Genomic DNA, 17635 nt, shown 5'->3' with positions numbered 1-17635 from the left:
CTGCCCAGGCGGTGCCTGTAAGAATTAAAGAACGACGCCGGCACGTCCCTTATGGGGGCGTGCCGGCGTCGTTTTGTGGTCAACGGAATTTGTCTATCGCCGACCTGTCTGGGGTGCCCCTGGGGGCTGGCGCCTCGCCGTGACTGGCCCCGCGGCGACAAGCCGCAGAGCCCATGCAGCCACTACGCGGGGAGCTGGAGGACCTGCCCCTCGAATACGAGGTTGGGATCAGAAATGGTGTCCGTGTTGGCGTCGGCAAGGTGCTGCCAGCCGCCCTCGACGCCAAGCTTCTGGGCCACGATGCTCAGGGTGTCGCCGGCCTGCAGCGTGTAGGTCTCGCCGCTGAGGGCCACTGTTGTGGCATGCTTTGCCACCGGCGCCTGGGCCACGGGCGCGCTTTGGACCGGAGCGGTTTGCGCGGCCTGGACCGGAGCGCTCTGGACAGGCGTTGCCTGGACTGCCCCGGTGGCGCCGCCGCTCAGGCCCAGCTGTGCGGCGCAGGACGGCCAGGCGCCCCAGCCCTGCGAGGCCTGGACCTGCTCGGCTACGGCGATCTGCTGCTCGCGGCTCGCGTCCGCGGCTGAACCGGTGCCTCCGTAGGCAGCCCAGGTGGTGGGGCTGAACTGCAGGCCGCCGGAGTAGCCGTTTCCGGTGTTGGTGGCCCAGTTGCCGCCGCTCTCACACTGCGCCAAGGCGTCCCAGGTGGAGGTGCTGGTGGTGGCGTTGGCCGCCGTCGCCGAGAGCGCCAGGCCTGCCGCGGAGATGGCGGCTACAGTGGCCCCGCGGCGTGCGGCAGTACGGAATTTGGTGTTTTTCATGATGGTGATGCTCCTGAAGGCCACCTGCGCTGGTTCCGTCCCCGGAGATCATCGCGCCACTGCCCGCCCCTGACGAATAGAGGTCACTTTCGGTGTCTGCCTGCTGGGCAGTTGTGGTGGAGGCAGCACCGGGCATTCCTTGGCCCGCCAGCAGCGGGCATGCTTTTCACGCTAGGACATCACCGGGGCGTTATCAAATCGAGATTTTCCTGGGTGTTGGCTGGTGGTTGCCTGACCGAGCGCGGCGGCCAGGTAGGAAGCGGTGCGGCTGCGGGTGGAACGCGCCACGGCGGCAGGCGTCCCGGCCGCCATGATCTGCCCGCCCTTGTCCCCTCCTGACGGTCCAAGGTCGATCACCCAGTCTGCCCCCGCCACCACTGCCATGTCGTGCTCGACCACCACCACCGAGTTTCCGGCATCCACCAGGCCGTGGAGCTGGGTCATCAGCAGCTGCACGTCGGCAGGATGCAGTCCGGTGGTCGGTTCATCGAGGAGGTAGAGGCTGTGGCCGCGCTGTGCCCGTTGCAGTTCGGTAGCGAGCTTGATGCGCTGCGCCTCGCCGCCGGAGAGCTCGGTGGCCGGCTGCCCCAGCCGCAAATAGCCGAGGCCCACGTCCCTCAGGCTTTTGAGGCTCCTCGCGGCAGCAGGGATGCCGGCCAGGAAATCGGAGGCGGCGTCCACCGTCATGGCCAGAACCTCGGCGACGTTCAGGCCTTGGTACAGCACCTCAAGCGTTTCGGGGTTGTAGCGGGACCCCGCGCACTCCGGGCACGGGCCGTAACTGCCGGGCAGGAAGAGCAGTTCGACGGCGACGAACCCCTCGCCCTGGCAGGTTTCGCAGCGCCCGCCAGCCACGTTGAAGGAGAACCTCCCGGCGCCGAAGCCGCGGGCCTTGGCCTGCTCCGTGGCGGCGAATTCCTTGCGGACGGCGTCGAAAAGCCCGGTGTAGGTGGCCAGGTTGGAACGCGGGGTCCGGCCGATGGGCTTCTGGTCCACAGTCACCAGGCGGTCAATGCGGTGGCCGCCCAGGACGCTTCCCAGCTCCAGGGGCTCCGCGGCCCCGTCCTGCTCCACCGGGGCCCTAAGCCCGGAGCCGACAGCCTCGCCCAGGACTTTGCCCACAAGAGTGGACTTGCCGGAGCCGGACACCCCGGTGACTGCCGTCAGCACGCCCAGCGGGAACTCGGCATCCAGCCCGCGCAGGTTGTGCCGGGTGATGTTCTTCAGCTCCAGCCATTCCTCCGGCTCCCTGGCCCCGCCGGAACTGGAACCGCCGTGCGGGACGGAGCCGCCGTCGTCGAACAGGAACGGCCTGGTCACTGACGCCTCGATTGCGGCGAGGCCGTCAACCGGTCCGCTGTACAGCACTTCGCCGCCGCCTTCGCCGGCCCGCGGGCCCACGTCCACCAGCCAGTCGGCCCTGCGGACCACGTCCATGTTGTGTTCCACCACGAATACCGAGTTGCCGGACGATTTCAGCTGCTCCAGCACTTCCAGCAGCGGCTCCGCGTCGGCCGGATGAAGCCCGGCGGAGGGCTCATCCAGCACGTAGATCACACCGAACAGGCCCGACCGCAGCTGTGTGGCGATCCTGAGCCGCTGCATCTCGCCCGGCGACAGGGTGGGGGTGGCCCGGCCGAGCGCCAGGTAGCCGAGCCCGAGGTCCAGCAGGACCGTGATCCGCTGCAGCAGGTCCCGGGTGATGGCCACCGCCACCTCGTTCGACTCTCCGGAAAGCTGCCTGCGGGAGGCCGTGCCGGCGTCGTCCAGTCCAGCGGTGGGACGGACAACCTCGGCCAGCTCCACCATGGGGAGCCCGTTCAGTTCCGCGATGGTCCTGCCCGCAAACGTGACGGCCAGGGCCTCCGGCACCAGCCCCGTCCCGGAACAGCGGGGGCACGGCCCGGACTCCATGTAGGCCAGCACGCGGTCGCGCATGGAGGCGCTCTGCGAGTCGGCCAGCGTATGGAGGACGTAGCTCCTGGCGCTCCAGAACCGCCCCTTGTACGGTTTGGCCACCCGGTCGCGCTGCGGAGTCACCTCCACCACGGGCTGTTCCTCGGTGAAGAGGATCCAGTCGCGGTGTTTCCTGGGCAGCTTGCGCCAGGGGATGTCGACGTCGTAGCCCAGGTGGGTGAGGATGTCCCGGAGGTTTTTCCCCTGCCAGGCGCCGGGCCAGGCGGCGATGGCGCCGTCGCGGATGCTGAGTGACGGGTCCGGGACCAGCGAGGACTCGGTGACGGTGTGCGCGACGCCCAGGCCGTGGCATTCCCGGCAGGCGCCGGCGGCCGTGTTGGGGGAGAAGGCATCCGAGTCCAGCTGGGTGGAACCTGCCGGGTACGTGCCCGCCCGGGAGAACAGCATGCGCAGGGAGTTGGAGAGCGTGGTGACGGTTCCCACCGTGGACCGGCTGCTGGGCGCGCCGCGGCGCTGTTGCAGGGCGACGGCGGGCGGCAGGCCGCTGATCAGCTCCACCTTGGGGTTGTGCCCCTGCTGGATCAGGCGGCGGGCGTACGGGGCGACGGACTCGAAGTAGCGCCGCTGGGCCTCGGCGTAGATGGTGCCGAACGCCAGCGAGGACTTGCCGGAGCCTGAGACGCCGGTGAACGCCACGATCGCGTCGCGTGGGACGTCCACGTCAACGTTCCGGAGATTGTTTTCCCGGGCTCCCCGGACCCGGACAAAACCGTCAGCGGAAGGGGAGGGAGCCGGGTACTGCAGGTCATCAGCGTGCTTAGCGTTCTGCATTGGTTCGACTCTAGTGGTGATTCCGGCGCTGGGCATTATCCTGACCCGATGGATAACTTTGCCGGTGGCACTGCCGTGCCCGAAACAGAACTGGACGCAGCAGAGCTTGAAGTCCCCGCCAGGATCCTTCCGGTGGCCGAGCTGCACCTTCACATCGAGGGAACCCTCCAGCCCGAGCTGATCTTCGCGCTCGCAGAGAGAAACGGCATCGCCCTGCCGTACGCAAGCCTGGACGAACTCCGGGAAAGGTACGAGTTCACGGACCTGCAGTCCTTCCTGGACCTGTACTACGCGAACATGGCGGTGCTGCAGACCGAACAGGACTTCGCCGACATGACCCGGGCCTACCTGGAGCGGGCTGCTGCTGCCGGAGTCCGGCACGCCGAAATCATGATGGACCCGCAGGCCCACCTCTCGCGCGGGATTTCCCTGCAGACCTGCGTCAACGGTGTGGCTTCCGTACTGGCAACGTCGCAGGAGGACTTCGGGATTTCCACCCTGCTGATCGCTGCGTTCCTGCGCGATCTGTCCGAGGACTCGGCACTGGAAGTGCTGGACAGCCTGCTGGCCATGAACGCACCCATTGCCGCCGTCGGCCTGGATTCCGCCGAGGTGGGCAATCCGCCGTCGAAATTCGAGCGGCTCTATGACAAGGCACGCGAGGCAGGCCTGCGGCTGACGGCGCACGCCGGCGAGGAGGGGCCGCCGTCGTACATCATCGAAGCCCTGGACATCCTGGGCGTGGAACGCATTGACCACGGCATCCGCTGCATGGAGGATCCGGACCTGGTGGAGCGCCTGGTGGATGCGCGGATTCCGCTCACCGTCTGCCCGCTGTCCAACGTCCGGCTCCGGGCCGTGGACACCCTTGCCGAGCACCCGCTGCCCGCAATGCTCGCGGCCGGCCTGAACGTGTCCGTCAACTCGGACGATCCCGCGTACTTTGGCGGCTACGTGGACGACAACTTCGCCCAGTTGGGGGCGGTGTTTGAGCTGTCCGACTTCGACAAGGCCCGGCTGGCAGCGAACTCGATCCATTCGTCCTTCGCCTCCGAGGAACGGAAGGCGGAACTGCTGGAGGAACTGAACAGCGGCGAAGTGGCGGGCGCCTAACGTGTCCCAGGCAACAGCCGCTGGCTAATCCGGCTAATATAGGTGCCGCAGGCGTGTCTGGGAAGTGCAATGTCGCACCCATGTCAGCGCTCAAGGGTTGTGCAGTCAGCCCGTTTCCCGAGACCTCAGCCTCATTTGTTGGGATGTCCGCTTAATAGTCGGTCACGACACGCATTGTTAACCATTTCAAGTCGCGCGATTTAACCGGCAATTGGCAAGATGCCTATGACCGATCGCTTTTATAAAGGGGAACCATGGCCAAGTCCACCGCAGAAAACACCTTCCTTCGCCTCAAGACCGTGCTGGATGTCCTGACCGAAGGCGTGTGGTCAGGCGATGCACTGAACGCGGGGCAAGTCCTCGCGGAGGCTACGGCACGCGTGCCGTTCAACGAGCACGAGGCCGAACTGCTCAGCGGCGGGATTCCCCGCGGCCACAAGACGCTCACCTCGGCCACCGCAAAGCTGGTCAAGGCCGGCTGGCTGGTCAAGGGCCGCTCCGGCTGGACCATCACTGACGAAGGCATGCGCGCAACGGTTGCCTTCCCGGACGCCGTGTCCTTTGCCACCGCGCTCGACGCCGGCACTCCAGTGCCGGCCGATGTCCAGGTTCCCACTGCTCCCGAGGGCTTCGTGCGCAGGACCACCGCGGTCCCCGAAACGGCAGCCCCGGCAGCCGTGGCCGCCGACGCCAAGAAGGCTCCCGCCAAGAAGACCCCGGCAAAGAAGGCCGCCGCCGCCGTGGGCAAGGCAGCCAAGGTGCTCGAGGACGCCGTCGAGCCCGTGGTCAAGGCCGTGCGCACCCGCAAGGCGCCGGCCAAGGCAACTGAAACCGCTGCACCCGTGGCAGCGGAGCCGTTCGAGGACGCGGATGTTGAGACGCACCCGCAGCCCGAAGCGGTGGCTGTAGCCGGCGACTTCAACACCATCCTGGGTGCTCCGGAGAACTGGGCACCGCAGTACGACGAAGCCCAGATGGAGTTCGACTTCCTGGACCAGCTCTGGAAGAAGAGCACCGAACTGCCCGCCGGCTTCTACACCTTCAAGATCGCCCTCAACCGGTCCTGGGATGAGAACTACGGCGCGTTCGGCGTGTTCGACGGCCCCAACCACGAGCTGCACCACGCCGGCGGTCCGGTCACCATCCGCTACAACCACAGCACGCGCGACATCACCATCAACTAACTCCCGTGCCGCCCTCCCAACTAGGTAGCGCCAAGTGTCGTTTTGGACGCTCAAAACGACACTTACTGCTACCTAGTTGGGAGGGGACGGCACTGACGGAGGGGAGGCACCATGGCACGGCACGCAGGTCCGTCATCCGGGGTGCCCGATCCTTCTGAGGGAGCCGCCTCATCCGACACAGTCGCGTCATTCGACGGAGCCGCGTCATCCGAGGCGGGTTCGGTGCGGCTGACGGCCCGGGTTTTTGGGGTGGTCCAGGGGGTGGGCTTCCGCTACCGGACCATGGGCAAAGCGGAAGAGCTTGGCCTCACCGGCGAGGTGAAGAACCTTGCCGACGGCTCGGTCGGCCTGGTTGCCGAGGGACCCCAGTGGAAAATCAACGAGCTCCGGACCTGGCTGAATTCCGAACGCACCCCCGGGCGTGTGGAGCGCGTGGAGGACTCCATCTCCGCGGCTGAGGGTAACTTCCGCAGCTTCCGGGCGCGCTGAGCCCTCCAGCTCCGTGCTCAATTCCTTGCTCAATCGGCTCAATCCCGCGGGCTGAGGCCGATGAAGGCGCCCAGCTCTTCCAGCGCTGCGGGCTTGTGCGGCATGTAGCTGGTGAGCTCGGGGGAGCGGATGATCACGGCCCGCCATTGCCCGCGTGACACGGCCACATTGATCCGGTTCCTGTTAAGCAGGAACTCAGCTCCCCGCGGCGCCTCGGCCACGGCGGAGCAGGCCATGGATACGAGTACAACGGGCGCTTCCTGGCCCTGGAACTTGTCCACGGTCCCCACCCGGACATCCGGCAGCCCGGCTTCCTCCAGGGTTTTCCGGACCAGGTGGACCTGGGCGTTGTAGGCGGCCACCACCAGCAGGTCCTGCTGGTCGAGGGGCCGTGCCTCGCCCTGCGCCCCCGGCGTCCATTTCAGCCCAAGGTGCCGCCGTGCCTGGCGGACCACCTCCGCCGCCTCTTCCCTGGACGCTGTGGCGTTGCCGGTATGCTCCACGAACACGGTTTCGACGCCGGGTGGCAGCTCCTCGAGTTTCCGCTGCGATGCTGCCGGGGCGGACTGCAGCCTTCCTTCGTAGCTGAGCCCGGAAACTGCGCGGCACAGTTCCGGGTGCATCCGCCAGCTGTCGGCCAGGAAGTAGCCAAGGCTGGCAGGCAGGGTGGCGTGTCCCGCGGCCAGCCAGCCCAGGGCGGACTCGTCCACGGGCTCCGGGTGCGCGCCCTGGGTGACCTGTGGCAGCTGCTGCGGATCGCCGAGCAGGAGCAGCCGCTTGGCGGCCCGGGAAACGGCAAGGGTGTTGGCCAGCGAGAACTGCCCGGCTTCATCGATCACCAGCAGATCCAGGGAACCGGCGGGGACTTCCTTGCCGGTCATGGTCCACGCGGTTCCGCCCACCAGGCAGCCGCCGGAGGACGCGAGCAGTCGGGCGACGTCGCCGTCCCTGCCGGACTTCCAGGGAACATCGTGCGGGGACGCCAGCTTCTTGGCTACCGCCGCCGGGTCAACGCCGCCGGCGGCAATGGCGCAGCAGAGCAGGTTCTCCACCACGTTGTGCGACTGGCCCACTACGCCGATCTTCCAGCCTTCTTTTACCAGCCGGCCGATGACGTGGGCCCCGACGTACGTCTTTCCCGTGCCCGGCGGCCCCTGCACGGCAAGGTAGGAACGGTCAAGGTCCCGGAGGGACGCCGTGATGGCCGCAGCATAGTCCGCGGTGCCATCGGTGTTGTGGGGCACGTCCACGGGCCCGGCCAGGGTGCTGAACCGCGGGGGCTGCTTGCGCAGGATGTCCAGCCCGGGTTGCGCCGGGAGCGAAGGAACGGACGCTCCGACGGTGGCGGCGATCTCCGCGATCGCAGCTTCGATGCTCGCGGTGGCCAGCGGCTGGTCCTCGGTGAGGGCCACGGGCAGGTGCGGGTAGGCGGCAACCTTCCCCGACTCGCGCTCGGCGATGGTGACGATGGTGTGCTCCGGGTCGTCAGGCGCCGGAGCAAGCTCGCTGATCCTCGTCCCGAAGGCGTAGGCGCGTGCTCCGGGAGCAGCGTCCGGGGCGGCCATGCCCTCCGGCGGCGGTGCGTCGTAGAGCCGGCACCAGGTGGAGTCTGCGCGGAAATCGGACCCCTCGGTCATGGTGCCCCGGAGCCGGAGTACCCGCGTCCGCATGCGCTCCCGGGGCTTGGCCAGCGCCCAGTCGGAGGTGACCTCGGCCGAGGACACCACGAACACGTTCCGTTGGTCCGCCCAGTTCTCAAGCGGTGCTTCCACGCGGTCGAAGTGCTGCCACCAGAACTGTTTGCGCTCGCGGCGGTGGTAGCCGGTGGCGGCGGCCACCATCGCGATGGCGCGTTCGTCGTCGGTCCAGGGGCGGTTGTCCGGAAGATCTGCCAAGTACTCGCGCAGCCGGGCCTCCGCCGGACTTTCCTCGGGGACAGGCCGCTGTTCCGGCGCTGGCCGTCGTTCGGCTGCGCCCTGCCCTTCGGCTGCGCCCTGCCCTTCGGCTGCGCCCTGGCGTTCCGGGGATGCTGGGGCCGCAGCGGCCTGCGCCCCCACCTCGCGCAGCCAGTCCCGGAGCCGGAGCGTGGACAGGCAGTCGTAACGGTTGTAGTCCGAGATGGACGCCAGGACCTTGTCCGCTTCCGCCATGTTCCCGGCATCGCGGGCCGCGCAATAGGCGGCGTAGGCCACCACCGAGGCCCCCGCGTCCTTCACGTCCCCCGAGCGCAGGTTGTTGCCCATATAGAGCGGCTCCAGTTTCTTGATGGAGTAGGAGGGCTCGGAAATGCGCAGCGAATGCCGGACAGTGGCGTAAAGATCCACCAGCAGCCCTTCCCGGAGCCAGTTGTCCACTGTCTCCTCTCCGGCCTGGTGCGCCAGCGAGAGGTTGCGGAGTGCCGTCTTTTCGTACGGTGCGTAGTGGTAGACGTGCATGTCCGGATACCGTGCCCGGCGTTCCTCCACGTAGCCAAGGAAATCCAGGAAGGCGCGGCGCTCCCCGGACCTGGAGTGCGCCCAGAACGGGCGGAACACCGGGTCGCCGTGGTGGCCTGGAGCCGGTGCCTCGACCACTCCGAACAGGTATTCGATGCCCCAGGCTCCGGTGGCGGGATCCTGCCAGAGGGGGTCTCCCTCGAAGTCGAAGAAGATGTCCCCGGGGCTGGGAGGCGGCAGTGACCCGATGGTGTTCCCGGGCAGGACAGTGAACGCGACTGTGTGCGGCTTGCCGTCCTTGGTGAACGTCCGGGAGCCCGCGACGGCGTCCAGCCCCAGCTGCATTCGGGCCTGCGACCGGAGCCGGGCCAAGGAATTCCGGGCGTCCCCGGCAGGCATCGCCGCAAGTTCGTCGATAGTGGTGATGCCGGCGGCGTGCAGTTTCTTTCGCTGCACCACCGACATCCCTGCCACCATCAGCAGGTCCCGGTGCAGATGCACCTGCTCGGCGCAGTAATCGCACCGGCCGCAGTGGACGATTCCCGGCTGCTGCCACTGCACCGTGGCGTCAGCCTCCCTGTGGTGCGCAACCAGTTCGCGGAAACGGCGCCGCCGTTCGCGGAAAACAGGCAGCAGGTCCGGAAGCGAATGGCTGCTGCGGAGCCAGTCCTCACCTATGCGCGTGCCCAGCACCAGCGTGACCACCGGTGAGGGCTCAATGCCCATCCCCAGCAGCTGGTCCCCGTACGCCGCAAGCTGCAGCAGCGCGCCCACCTTGGCGTGCCGGGCGAGTTTGGTGTCCCAGACCTCATAGCGCCCGGGGTTTCCGGTGCCCGCGGCTTCGTTGACCAGGAAGTCCGCGTAGCCCAGGAACTCGCCGTCAAAGAACGTGGCCTGGAAGACCACGTCCGCCCCGGACCGCAGGGCGAGCTCTGTTTCGGCATGCTTGGCCTGCAGCTCCCCGCGGCCGTTCCGGCCACGATCAAGGGAGTACACGCCCGCACCCCGGCCGGCATCCCATTCGCCGTACTTGGCAAGCAGGCTGGCCAGGACGGTTTGCTCGTGCCGGTCGCCCAGTTCGCCGGCGCGGACCTGCATTTCGTCTGCGGGAAAGACCGCCTTGGGGGAGCGGCCCAGTTTCTCGTCCAGGACCCGGAGCGTGCGGTACTCACACTCGCTGGCGGCCACAAGGTCGCTGGCGGAAAACACCAGGTCCGGCGGCGCGCCGGCCGCAGCAGCTTCAAGCAGGAACACGGAGCCTCCCCATCGACAGCCGGGCCGTCATCGGCGGGCCGGAGGAGGATTCCCCTGGCCCTGAATCAAACCTAGCAACAGGCACCGACAAACAGCCGGGCCCCGGAACTAGGTAGCGCCAAGTGTCGTTTTGAGCCCCCAAAACGACACTTGGCGCTACCTAGTTGGGTGGGCGGTCAGCCCTCCGCGGCCGCCCGCACCTGGGCTTTGTCATGCTCGGCATGGGCGGAGCGCAGCAGGTCCATGAACTCGGTTTCGTTCCGGATGAGGCGCTTGTACTTCTCCGGGAGCTTGCGGATCTGGTCCTCTTCGCGGCACATTGCGGCGAAGATCTTGTCCCGCTCGTTCATGTCCGTCTCGTAGTTGAGGTCCAGGTATTCAACGGCATGCCGCCTGGCACCGGAAACGGCGTTCTTGGCCTTGCCCTTGGGGCTGAAAATGGATGCCAGGACGGTGACCACCAGGACGCCCAGGATCACGCTCAGGGACACGCCCGTGCTGACCTCCACCACGTTCACGTGCTCGCCGTCGTTGATGAACGGCAGGGTGTTCTCGTGCAGGGCGTGCAGGATGAGCTTCACGCCGATGAACCCCAGGATGACGGCCAGGCCGTAGGAAAGGAAGATCAGGCGGTCCAGCAGTCCGTCGATCAGGAAGAACAGCTGCCGCAGGCCCATCAGGGAGAACGCCGTGGCCGTGAACACGATGAACACGTTCTGCGTCAGGCCGAAAATTGCCGGGATGGAGTCCAGCGCAAACAGGATGTCCGTGCCGCCGATCGCCACCATCACCAGGAGCATCGGGGTGAGGACGCGCTTGCCGTCCTGCACGGTGAAGAGCTTGTCGCCGTCGTAGTGTTCCGACGCCGGCAGGAGCTTCTTGGCGAGCCGGACCACCAGGCCTTCGGAGTCGTCGTCGTGGCTGTCCGGCTTGAGGAGGTTCCCGGCGGTGATGAGCAGGATCAGCCCGAAGATGTAGAACACCCAGGCGAAGCTGTTGATCAGTGCCGCGCCGAGGAAAATGAATGCCGTGCGGGCGATCAGGGAAAAGACGATGCCGAACAGCAGCACCTTCTGCTGGTCCGCGCGGGGCACCCGGAAGCTGGCCATGATGATGAGGAACACGAAGAGGTTGTCCACGGACAGCGCCTTCTCCGTGATGTACCCGGCAAAGTATTCGGTGCCCATGGTGGGTCCGCCGAACAGCAGCACGCCGAGCCCGAAAAGCAGCGCGATGCCCACGTAGAGGGCTGACCAGAAGGCAGATTCCTTGAGCGAGGGAGTGTGTGCCTTGCGGACGTGGAAGAAGAAGTCGAAGGCCAGCAGGCCTACGATCCCAATGACGGTCAGGGTCCAGACATAAGAAGGTACTTCCACGCGGCGGGCCTTTCGTTGGGGTCTCTTCCCAGCCTACCTACCTACGCGGGCTTCAGGAGTTCGTGTTCCATCACGGCGGTCCGCGAGAGGGTTTTGTAGCCCTCCTGTTCCATCACGGCGGTCCGCGAGAGGGTTTTGTAGCCCTCCTGTTCAAACAGGACGGTCATCACGTCATCCTCGTGCCGCATCACCAGCCCCGGACCCCACTCCTTATGGACCACGGCGGACTGGAGCGGGAACCGCTCCTCCGCCTGATCGCCCGAAGCACTGCCGCCGTCGTCCGCTGAATGAAGGGCCGGCTTCTTCGCGGCAGCATCGGCGCACGCGTCGCAGTTGCCGCACGGCTCCGGCAGGTCCTCGCCAAAGTAGGCCAGCAGGAACTGCCGCCGGCAGCTGTCCGTCTCGGCGTAGCCGCGCATCATGGTGAGCCGGGACTGGTCCACGCGCTGCCGGGCTTCGGCGAGTTCGACGACGCCGCCCACCAGGGCGGGCAGCTTCGCCGTGGAGGCGAGCCGGACGCCGCGCCTGCCGGACGTGACAGCGCCGGTTTCCTCCAGCTGGTTCACCAGCGAGGTGATGCGGCGGGCCGGCAAACCCGTGAGTTCGGCAAGGGAAGACCTGGGGGCAGGCGCGCCCGCTGACTTGAGGACCTTCAGCAGGGCCAGGAGCGCCCCGGGATCGGCGGAGTGGGTTGCGAAGAACTTCCGCAGGCCCAGATCCTCTGAGCGGTAGTGCAGCACGGCCGCAGCGGGCTCACCGTCACGCCCGGCCCGGCCTATCTCCTGGTAGTAGGAATCCAGCGACTCGGGAATGTCCGCGTGGACCACGAAGCGCACATTGGGTTTGTCGATTCCCATGCCGAACGCTGTGGTGGCCACCACGACGTCCAGTTGGTCGTCCAGGAACTGTTCGTGGATGCGCTCGCGGTCCGCGGCGGAGCGGCCGGCGTGGTACGCCTCCGCGCGCAGCCCCTCCTTCCCCAGCTTGGCTGCGTACTTTTCGGTGTCTTTGCGGGTGGCGGCGTAGAGGAGGCCCTGCCCGTCCCGTGCCATCGCCGCCACCTGTTGCATCACGGACTGGCGCTTGCCCTTGTCCTCATGGTGCCGGACGACGTCCAGGCTGATGTTGGGCCGGTCGAAGCCGTGCACCAGGACCAGCGGGTCCTTCATGCGCAGCCGCTCCACGATCTCGTCCCGGACCGGGGGCGAGGCAGTGGCGGTGAGGGCCGCAACGGGGGGATTGCCCAGCCGTTCACGGACGCTGCCCAGGCTGAGGTAGTCGGGGCGGAAATCGTGGCCCCAGGAGGAGACGCAGTGGGCCTCGTCCACGACGAACAGCGTGATGTCCAGGGCGGCGATGCGGTCCACCGTCTTTTGCTTGGCCAGCTGCTCCGGGGCGAGGAACAGGAACGCGGCCTTGCCGGTTTCCACCGCCTGCCACGCGGCCTCCACCTCCGAATCGCTGCGGGACGAATTGACGGCGACGGCGGCGCCCGCCCCCAGGTCCGCGGCCAGTCCGTCGAGCTGGTCCTCCTGCAGGGCGATGAGAGGGGAGACCACGACGGCGGGCCGCCGGGTCTTGTCGTGGAGGAACAGGGCAGCGACCTGGTAGATCGCAGATTTTCCGTAGCCGGTGGGCATCACCGCAAGGACGTCACGGCCGCCGGCCAGCGCGGCCATGCCGGCCAGCTGGCCGTCCCGCAGGTGGGGCAGGGAAAAGGAGGACGCCGCGAGGGCGGACAGGGCAAGATCGTCGGACATGAAAGGCGCTCCGCAGAGTGGTTCCCGCGGCCGCTTGCTTCAGCCGAGGTGACCAGCCTATCGCGGCCGGGAAGCGCCGTCGTCCGTCCTTCGCGGAGGGTGGTCCCGGACAAGAAGCCGTTTTCCTTGACTTCCCGGTTCCCCTGAACAAGTGTGGAAAGAGCCCGGACCCCCGAACATCCGGAGGGTGGCAGGTACCGGCTTAATGCGAGGAGAACCAGCAGTGACGCGCAAAAACCCCGAAGTCGATGAGGCTGACGAGTCTGAGATTGAAGTCAGCGGCCACCCGAAAACGTGGGCTGCCGGCGTGCCCGGCGTCTACCATTCCATGCAGCCGGCGCTCAAGCACATGGGCCTGGACCGGTCGCGGAAGACCCTGCTGGCGCTGAACCAGAAGGACGGGTTCGACTGCATGAGCTGCGCCTGGCCGGACCCGGGCCACCGCAAAACGTTCGAATTCTGCGAAAACGGCGCCAAGGCAGTGACCTGGGAGGCCACCCCGGTGGTGATCGGGTCCGAATTCTGGGCGGAGCATCCGGTCAGCGAGCTGCGGGAGCGGTCCGAGTACTGGCTGGGCATGCAGGGGCGCCTGACGGAGCCTGTCTACAAGCCTGCAGGCGAAGACCACTACCGGCCCGTGGGCTGGGACGAAGCGTTCGGGATCATTGCGGACAAGCTGAATTCGCTGCCCAGCCCCGACCAGGCAGCCTTCTACACCAGCGGCCGGACCTCGAACGAGGCAGCCTTCCTGTACCAGCTGTTCATCCGCGGATACGGCACCAACAACCTGCCGGACTGCTCCAACATGTGCCACGAGTCCTCGGGCTGGGCCATGGGCCAGACCATCGGCATCGGCAAAGCCACGGTTTCCTATGACGACTTCGCCAAGGCCGAGCTGATCATCATCATGGGCCAGAACCCGGGCACCAACCACCCCCGGATGCTCACCGCCCTCGAAGAAGCGAAGGAGGCCGGTGCCCGGATCGTGGCGGTCAACCCGCTGCCCGAGGCCGGGCTGATGCGCTACAAGAACCCGCAGACGGTGAAGGGGATCATCGGCCGCGGCACCGACCTGGCGGACCAGTTCCTGCAGGTGCGGATCGGCGGCGACATGGCGCTGCTGCAGGCCGTTTCCAAACGCGTCCTCGATGCCGAGGCCGCTCATCCGGGGACGGTGCTTGACCACCAGTTCCTGGAGGAGCACTGCGACGGCCTCGAGGAACTCCGGGCGCACCTTGCTGAACTGGACGAGGCCGCCGTCCTTGAGGCCACGGGCCTGCGGACTGAGGAAATCGACGAGCTCGCGGCCCGGTACCTGGCCGCGGAGAAGGTGATCATCACCTGGGCGATGGGCATCACGCAGCAGAAGAAGGGCGTGGCCACCATCAAGGAAATCATCAACCTGCTGCTGCTGCGCGGCAACATCGGCAAGCCCGGCGCCGGCGCCTCCCCGATCCGGGGGCACAGCAACGTCCAGGGCGACCGGACCATGGGGATCTGGGAACAGATGCCGCCGGCATTCCTGGACGCCTTGGGGAAGGAATTCAGCTTCGAACCGCCGCGGTCGCATGGCGCGGATGCGGTGGAGACCATCCGGCAGATGCGCGACGGCGGGATCAAGGTCTTCATCGCCATGGGCGGCAACTTCGTGGGCGCCATGTCCGACACCCGGGCTGCCGAGGCGGCGATGGAAGGCACCGAACTGTCCGTCCACGTTTCCACCAAGCTCAACCGCTCCCACGCGGTCACGGGCGCCGAGGCCTTGATCCTGCCCACGCTCGGGCGGACCGAGATTGACCGGCAGGAGTCCGGCCCGCAGTTCGTGTCCGTGGAGGACACCGTCTGCGCCGTCCACGCCTCCCACGGCACGGTTGAACCCGTGGCGCCCGGCCTGCTCTCGGAGGTGGCCATCGTCTGCCGGATGGCGCAGCGGGTGCTGGGGGACCGGATCGCGGCGGACTGGGCGGGCTTCCAAAAGAACTACGACCTGATCCGCGAGCACATCTCCCACGTGGTGGTGGGCTGCGAGGACTACAACCGGAAGGTCAGGCAGGACGGCGGCTTCGTCCTGCCGAACGGTCCCCGCGACTCCCGAACGTTCAACACCCCCACCGGCAAGGCCATGCTGACCGTCAACGAGCTCGAGCATGTGGAGCGGCCGGCGGGCACCCTGATCCTGCAGAGCATGCGCTCGCACGACCAGTTCAACACCACCATCTACGGCCACAACGACCGCTACCGCGGCATCAAGAAGGGCCGCGAAGTGGTGTTCGTGAACCCGGCGGACCTTGCCGAACTGGGGCTTGAAGACGGGCAGCACGTGGACGTGCGCGGCGTGTACGGGGACAACGCAGAGCGGGTCCTCCGCAACTACCGGCTGGTGTCCTACCCGTCCGCCCGCGGGTGTGCTGCCGCCTACTATCCGGAAGCCAACGTGCTGGTGCCGCTGGAGAGCGTCGCGGAGGGCAGCCAGACGCCCGTCTCCAAAGCCGTGATCGTCCGTCTTGAGCCCGTTGCCGCCTTCCGTGAGGAGCCAACGGCCGCGGGATAAGCCGCGGAAAAAGCGGCGCGACTACTGCGCGGTGTCCGCCCAGCCTTTGCGGGCGGGCCCGCCGTCGTGCCCGTCCTCGCACAGCTGGAAGGCCGTGTCCGCGGCTTTGGCCACCGCGGCAGCCGCGTTCCCGCGGTTGCCTGCGCTGCCGGTCCCGGCCTGCAGGCCCGCCGCGTAGCCCACCATGAAGGTGGTCACCGGGGCTGCGGCGTGGGTGACAGACCCGGCCGATTTCCGGGCCAGGTCCAGGAGCAGTTCGTGGTCCACTTCCAGGTCCAGGATCTGCAGCGCCTGGGCCAGCCGGTTGCTCCATTGGTCCAGGATCTGCATTTCGTGCTCGTTGGCTGGCATGTCCGCTCCTTGGTTTTTCGGTCGGTTGCGATCGTTGAATCGTCCTCCGTGCCGAGACTACAAGGCTTCGCCGCGGAAGTCATTGGCTCCAGCCGGCGCAACCCCCAATTCATAAACGGGTAGACAGCCGGGCTTACTACCTCTAGATATGACGGCCGCCCGTGCTTAGACTGGGCGCACCCCACCTCGAGGATGCTCTCCGGCAACTGATTCACGAGCTGCCAGCAGATGCTGGACTGTGCCTGTCCGGCGGGGTGCGCATCACCACTCATGAATCACGGCCGCCCCACCGGGCCATCCGTGGGATAACAGGAGAAAAAGATGACAGGGAACAAAGCCGTTGCCTACAAGGGGCCGGGAAAAGTCGAACTGATTGATATCGACTACCCAACGTTCGAACTCAAGGACGGGCCGGGCGTCAACCCGGCAAACGTCGGGCGCGCCGTCAACCATGGCGTGATCCTCAAAACCGTGGCCACCAATATCTGTGGTTCGGACCAGCACATGGTGCGCGGCCGCACCACGGCACCGCCGGACCTGGTGCTGGGGCATGAGATCACGGGCGAAGTGGTGGAGGTGGGCCGTGACGTCGAATTCATCAAGGTCGGGGACCTCTGCTCGGTGCCATTCAACATTGCCTGCGGCCGGTGCCGGAACTGTAAGGAGCGCAAGACGGGCATTTGCCTGAACGTGAACCCGGACCGCCCGGGCAGCGCCTACGGATACGTGGACATGGGCGGCTGGGTGGGCGGCCAGGCCAACTACGTGCTGGTGCCGTACGCCGACTGGAACCTGCTGAAGTTCCCGGACAAGGACCGGGCCATGGAGAAAATCATGGACCTCGCCATGCTTTCGGATATCTTCCCCACGGGATTCCACGGTGCCGTGAGCGCCGGTGTGGGGGTTGGTTCCACGGTGTACATTGCGGGGGCCGGTCCCGTGGGCCTGGCAGCGGCCACCAGCGCGCACCTGCTGGGCGCCGCCGTCGTGATCGTTGGCGACCTGAACGAGGACAGGCTGGCGCGGGCGCGCAGCTTCGGCTGCGAAACGGTGGACCTCACCAAGGGAGGCCCGGCGGAGCAGATCGAGCAGATCCTCGGGGTGCCCGAAGTGGACTGCGGCGTGGACGCGGTGGGCTTCGAGGCGAGGGGCCACGGACACGGCAAGGATGCCGAAGAAGCGCCGGCCACCGTGCTGAACTCGCTGATGGACATCACCGCTGCCGGCGGTGCGCTGGGCATCCCGGGGCTGTACGTGACGGGTGATCCGGGCGGCATTGATGAGGCAGCCAAGCGGGGTTCGCTCAGCCTGAGCCTGGGTACCGGGTGGGCCAAGTCGCTGAGCTTCACCACGGGCCAGTGTCCGGTGATGAAGTACAACCGGCAGCTGATGATGGCCATCCTGAACGACAAGGTGAACATCGCCAAGAACGTGAACGCCAAGGCGATCACGCTTGAGGAGGCGCCGCAGGGCTACGCGGAGTTCGACGCCGGTGCAGCAACCAAGTACGTCCTCAACCCGAACGGCTACCTGAGTTAAGCGATTGGGTGACGGCG

Annotated in this window: 11 protein-coding genes; 5 read left to right on the top strand and 6 right to left on the bottom strand. The window is 67.0% G+C overall.

What is annotated here, in order from left to right; all coding sequences use genetic code 11:
* Positions 1–182: 182 nt before the first annotated feature.
* Both PV768_RS02275 and PV768_RS02270 read right to left on the bottom strand, forming a co-directional pair.
* Positions 183–818, bottom strand: coding sequence for a transglycosylase family protein (locus tag PV768_RS02275; protein ID WP_157238972.1), 636 nt, complete (start codon positions 816–818; stop codon positions 183–185).
* Between the two features lie 171 nt (positions 819–989).
* A complete protein-coding gene (locus tag PV768_RS02270) occupies positions 990–3566 on the bottom strand; it encodes an ABC transporter (protein WP_421092171.1) in 2577 nt (858 codons plus the stop codon).
* Between the two features lie 48 nt (positions 3567–3614).
* On the opposite strand from PV768_RS02270, the gene PV768_RS02265 reads away from it, so the two are divergent.
* From PV768_RS02265 to PV768_RS02255, 3 genes are all read left to right on the top strand, one after another.
* Positions 3615–4679: an adenosine deaminase gene (locus PV768_RS02265; RefSeq protein WP_321215464.1), complete on the top strand. Its 1065-nt coding sequence runs from the start codon at positions 3615–3617 to the stop codon at positions 4677–4679.
* 254 nt (positions 4680–4933) lie between these two features.
* The gene (locus tag PV768_RS02260) at positions 4934–5863 is read left to right on the top strand and encodes a glycosidase (RefSeq protein WP_321215465.1); all 930 of its coding nucleotides are present in this window, start codon (positions 4934–4936) and stop codon (positions 5861–5863) included.
* Between the two features lie 111 nt (positions 5864–5974).
* Positions 5975–6352 (top strand): acylphosphatase, encoded by a 378-nt coding sequence (locus tag PV768_RS02255; protein WP_421092170.1) that lies wholly within the window; start codon positions 5975–5977, stop codon positions 6350–6352.
* Between the two features lie 38 nt (positions 6353–6390).
* On the opposite strand, the gene PV768_RS02250 is transcribed toward PV768_RS02255, so the two are convergent.
* The 3 genes from PV768_RS02250 to PV768_RS02240 all read right to left on the bottom strand — a co-directional run bounded on the left by PV768_RS02250 (position 6391) and on the right by PV768_RS02240 (position 13177).
* A complete protein-coding gene (locus PV768_RS02250) occupies positions 6391–10041 on the bottom strand; it encodes a TM0106 family RecB-like putative nuclease (RefSeq protein WP_421092169.1) in 3651 nt (1216 codons plus the stop codon).
* 176 nt (positions 10042–10217) lie between these two features.
* A complete protein-coding gene (locus PV768_RS02245; RefSeq protein ID WP_421092168.1) occupies positions 10218–11417 on the bottom strand; it encodes a TerC family protein in 1200 nt (399 codons plus the stop codon).
* Between the two features lie 41 nt (positions 11418–11458).
* Positions 11459–13177, bottom strand: coding sequence for a RecQ family ATP-dependent DNA helicase (locus PV768_RS02240; RefSeq protein WP_421092167.1), 1719 nt, complete (start codon positions 13175–13177; stop codon positions 11459–11461).
* A 223-nt stretch (positions 13178–13400) separates the two neighbouring features.
* On the opposite strand from PV768_RS02240, the gene PV768_RS02235 reads away from it, so the two are divergent.
* On the top strand, positions 13401–15728 hold the full coding sequence (locus tag PV768_RS02235; protein ID WP_421092166.1) for an FdhF/YdeP family oxidoreductase: 2328 nt from the start codon (positions 13401–13403) through the stop codon (positions 15726–15728).
* A 21-nt stretch (positions 15729–15749) separates the two neighbouring features.
* Here the strand turns inward: PV768_RS02235 and PV768_RS02230 are convergent, their stop codons facing one another.
* A complete protein-coding gene (locus PV768_RS02230; RefSeq protein ID WP_421092165.1) occupies positions 15750–16079 on the bottom strand; it encodes a DUF6457 domain-containing protein in 330 nt (109 codons plus the stop codon).
* 321 nt (positions 16080–16400) lie between these two features.
* On the opposite strand from PV768_RS02230, the gene fdhA reads away from it, so the two are divergent.
* On the top strand, positions 16401–17618 hold the full coding sequence (fdhA, locus tag PV768_RS02225) for a formaldehyde dehydrogenase, glutathione-independent (protein WP_421092164.1): 1218 nt from the start codon (positions 16401–16403) through the stop codon (positions 17616–17618).
* Positions 17619–17635: the final 17 nt, after the last annotated feature.

This window comes from Pseudarthrobacter sp. CC4, from assembly GCF_048957775.1.
GTDB lineage: Bacteria > Actinomycetota > Actinomycetes > Actinomycetales > Micrococcaceae > Arthrobacter.
Note: the sequence above shows the minus strand (reverse complement) of the source record. Positions and strands in the feature narration are given on the sequence as shown.

What these genes read in the sequence shown, in the direction of transcription:
- PV768_RS02275 (WP_157238972.1), bottom strand. Translation starts at nt 818, where the DNA reads ATGAAAAACACCAAATTCCGTACTGCCGCACGCCGCGGGGCCACTGTA.
- PV768_RS02270 (WP_421092171.1), bottom strand. Translation starts at nt 3,566, where the DNA reads ATGCAGAACGCTAAGCACGCTGATGACCTGCAGTACCCGGCTCCCTCC.
- PV768_RS02265 (WP_321215464.1), top strand. Translation starts at nt 3,615, where the DNA reads ATGGATAACTTTGCCGGTGGCACTGCCGTGCCCGAAACAGAACTGGAC.
- PV768_RS02260 (WP_321215465.1), top strand. Translation starts at nt 4,934, where the DNA reads ATGGCCAAGTCCACCGCAGAAAACACCTTCCTTCGCCTCAAGACCGTG.
- PV768_RS02255 (WP_421092170.1), top strand. Translation starts at nt 5,975, where the DNA reads ATGGCACGGCACGCAGGTCCGTCATCCGGGGTGCCCGATCCTTCTGAG.
- PV768_RS02240 (WP_421092167.1), bottom strand. Translation starts at nt 13,177, where the DNA reads ATGTCCGACGATCTTGCCCTGTCCGCCCTCGCGGCGTCCTCCTTTTCC.
- PV768_RS02230 (WP_421092165.1), bottom strand. Translation starts at nt 16,079, where the DNA reads ATGCCAGCCAACGAGCACGAAATGCAGATCCTGGACCAATGGAGCAAC.
- fdhA (WP_421092164.1), top strand. Translation starts at nt 16,401, where the DNA reads ATGACAGGGAACAAAGCCGTTGCCTACAAGGGGCCGGGAAAAGTCGAA.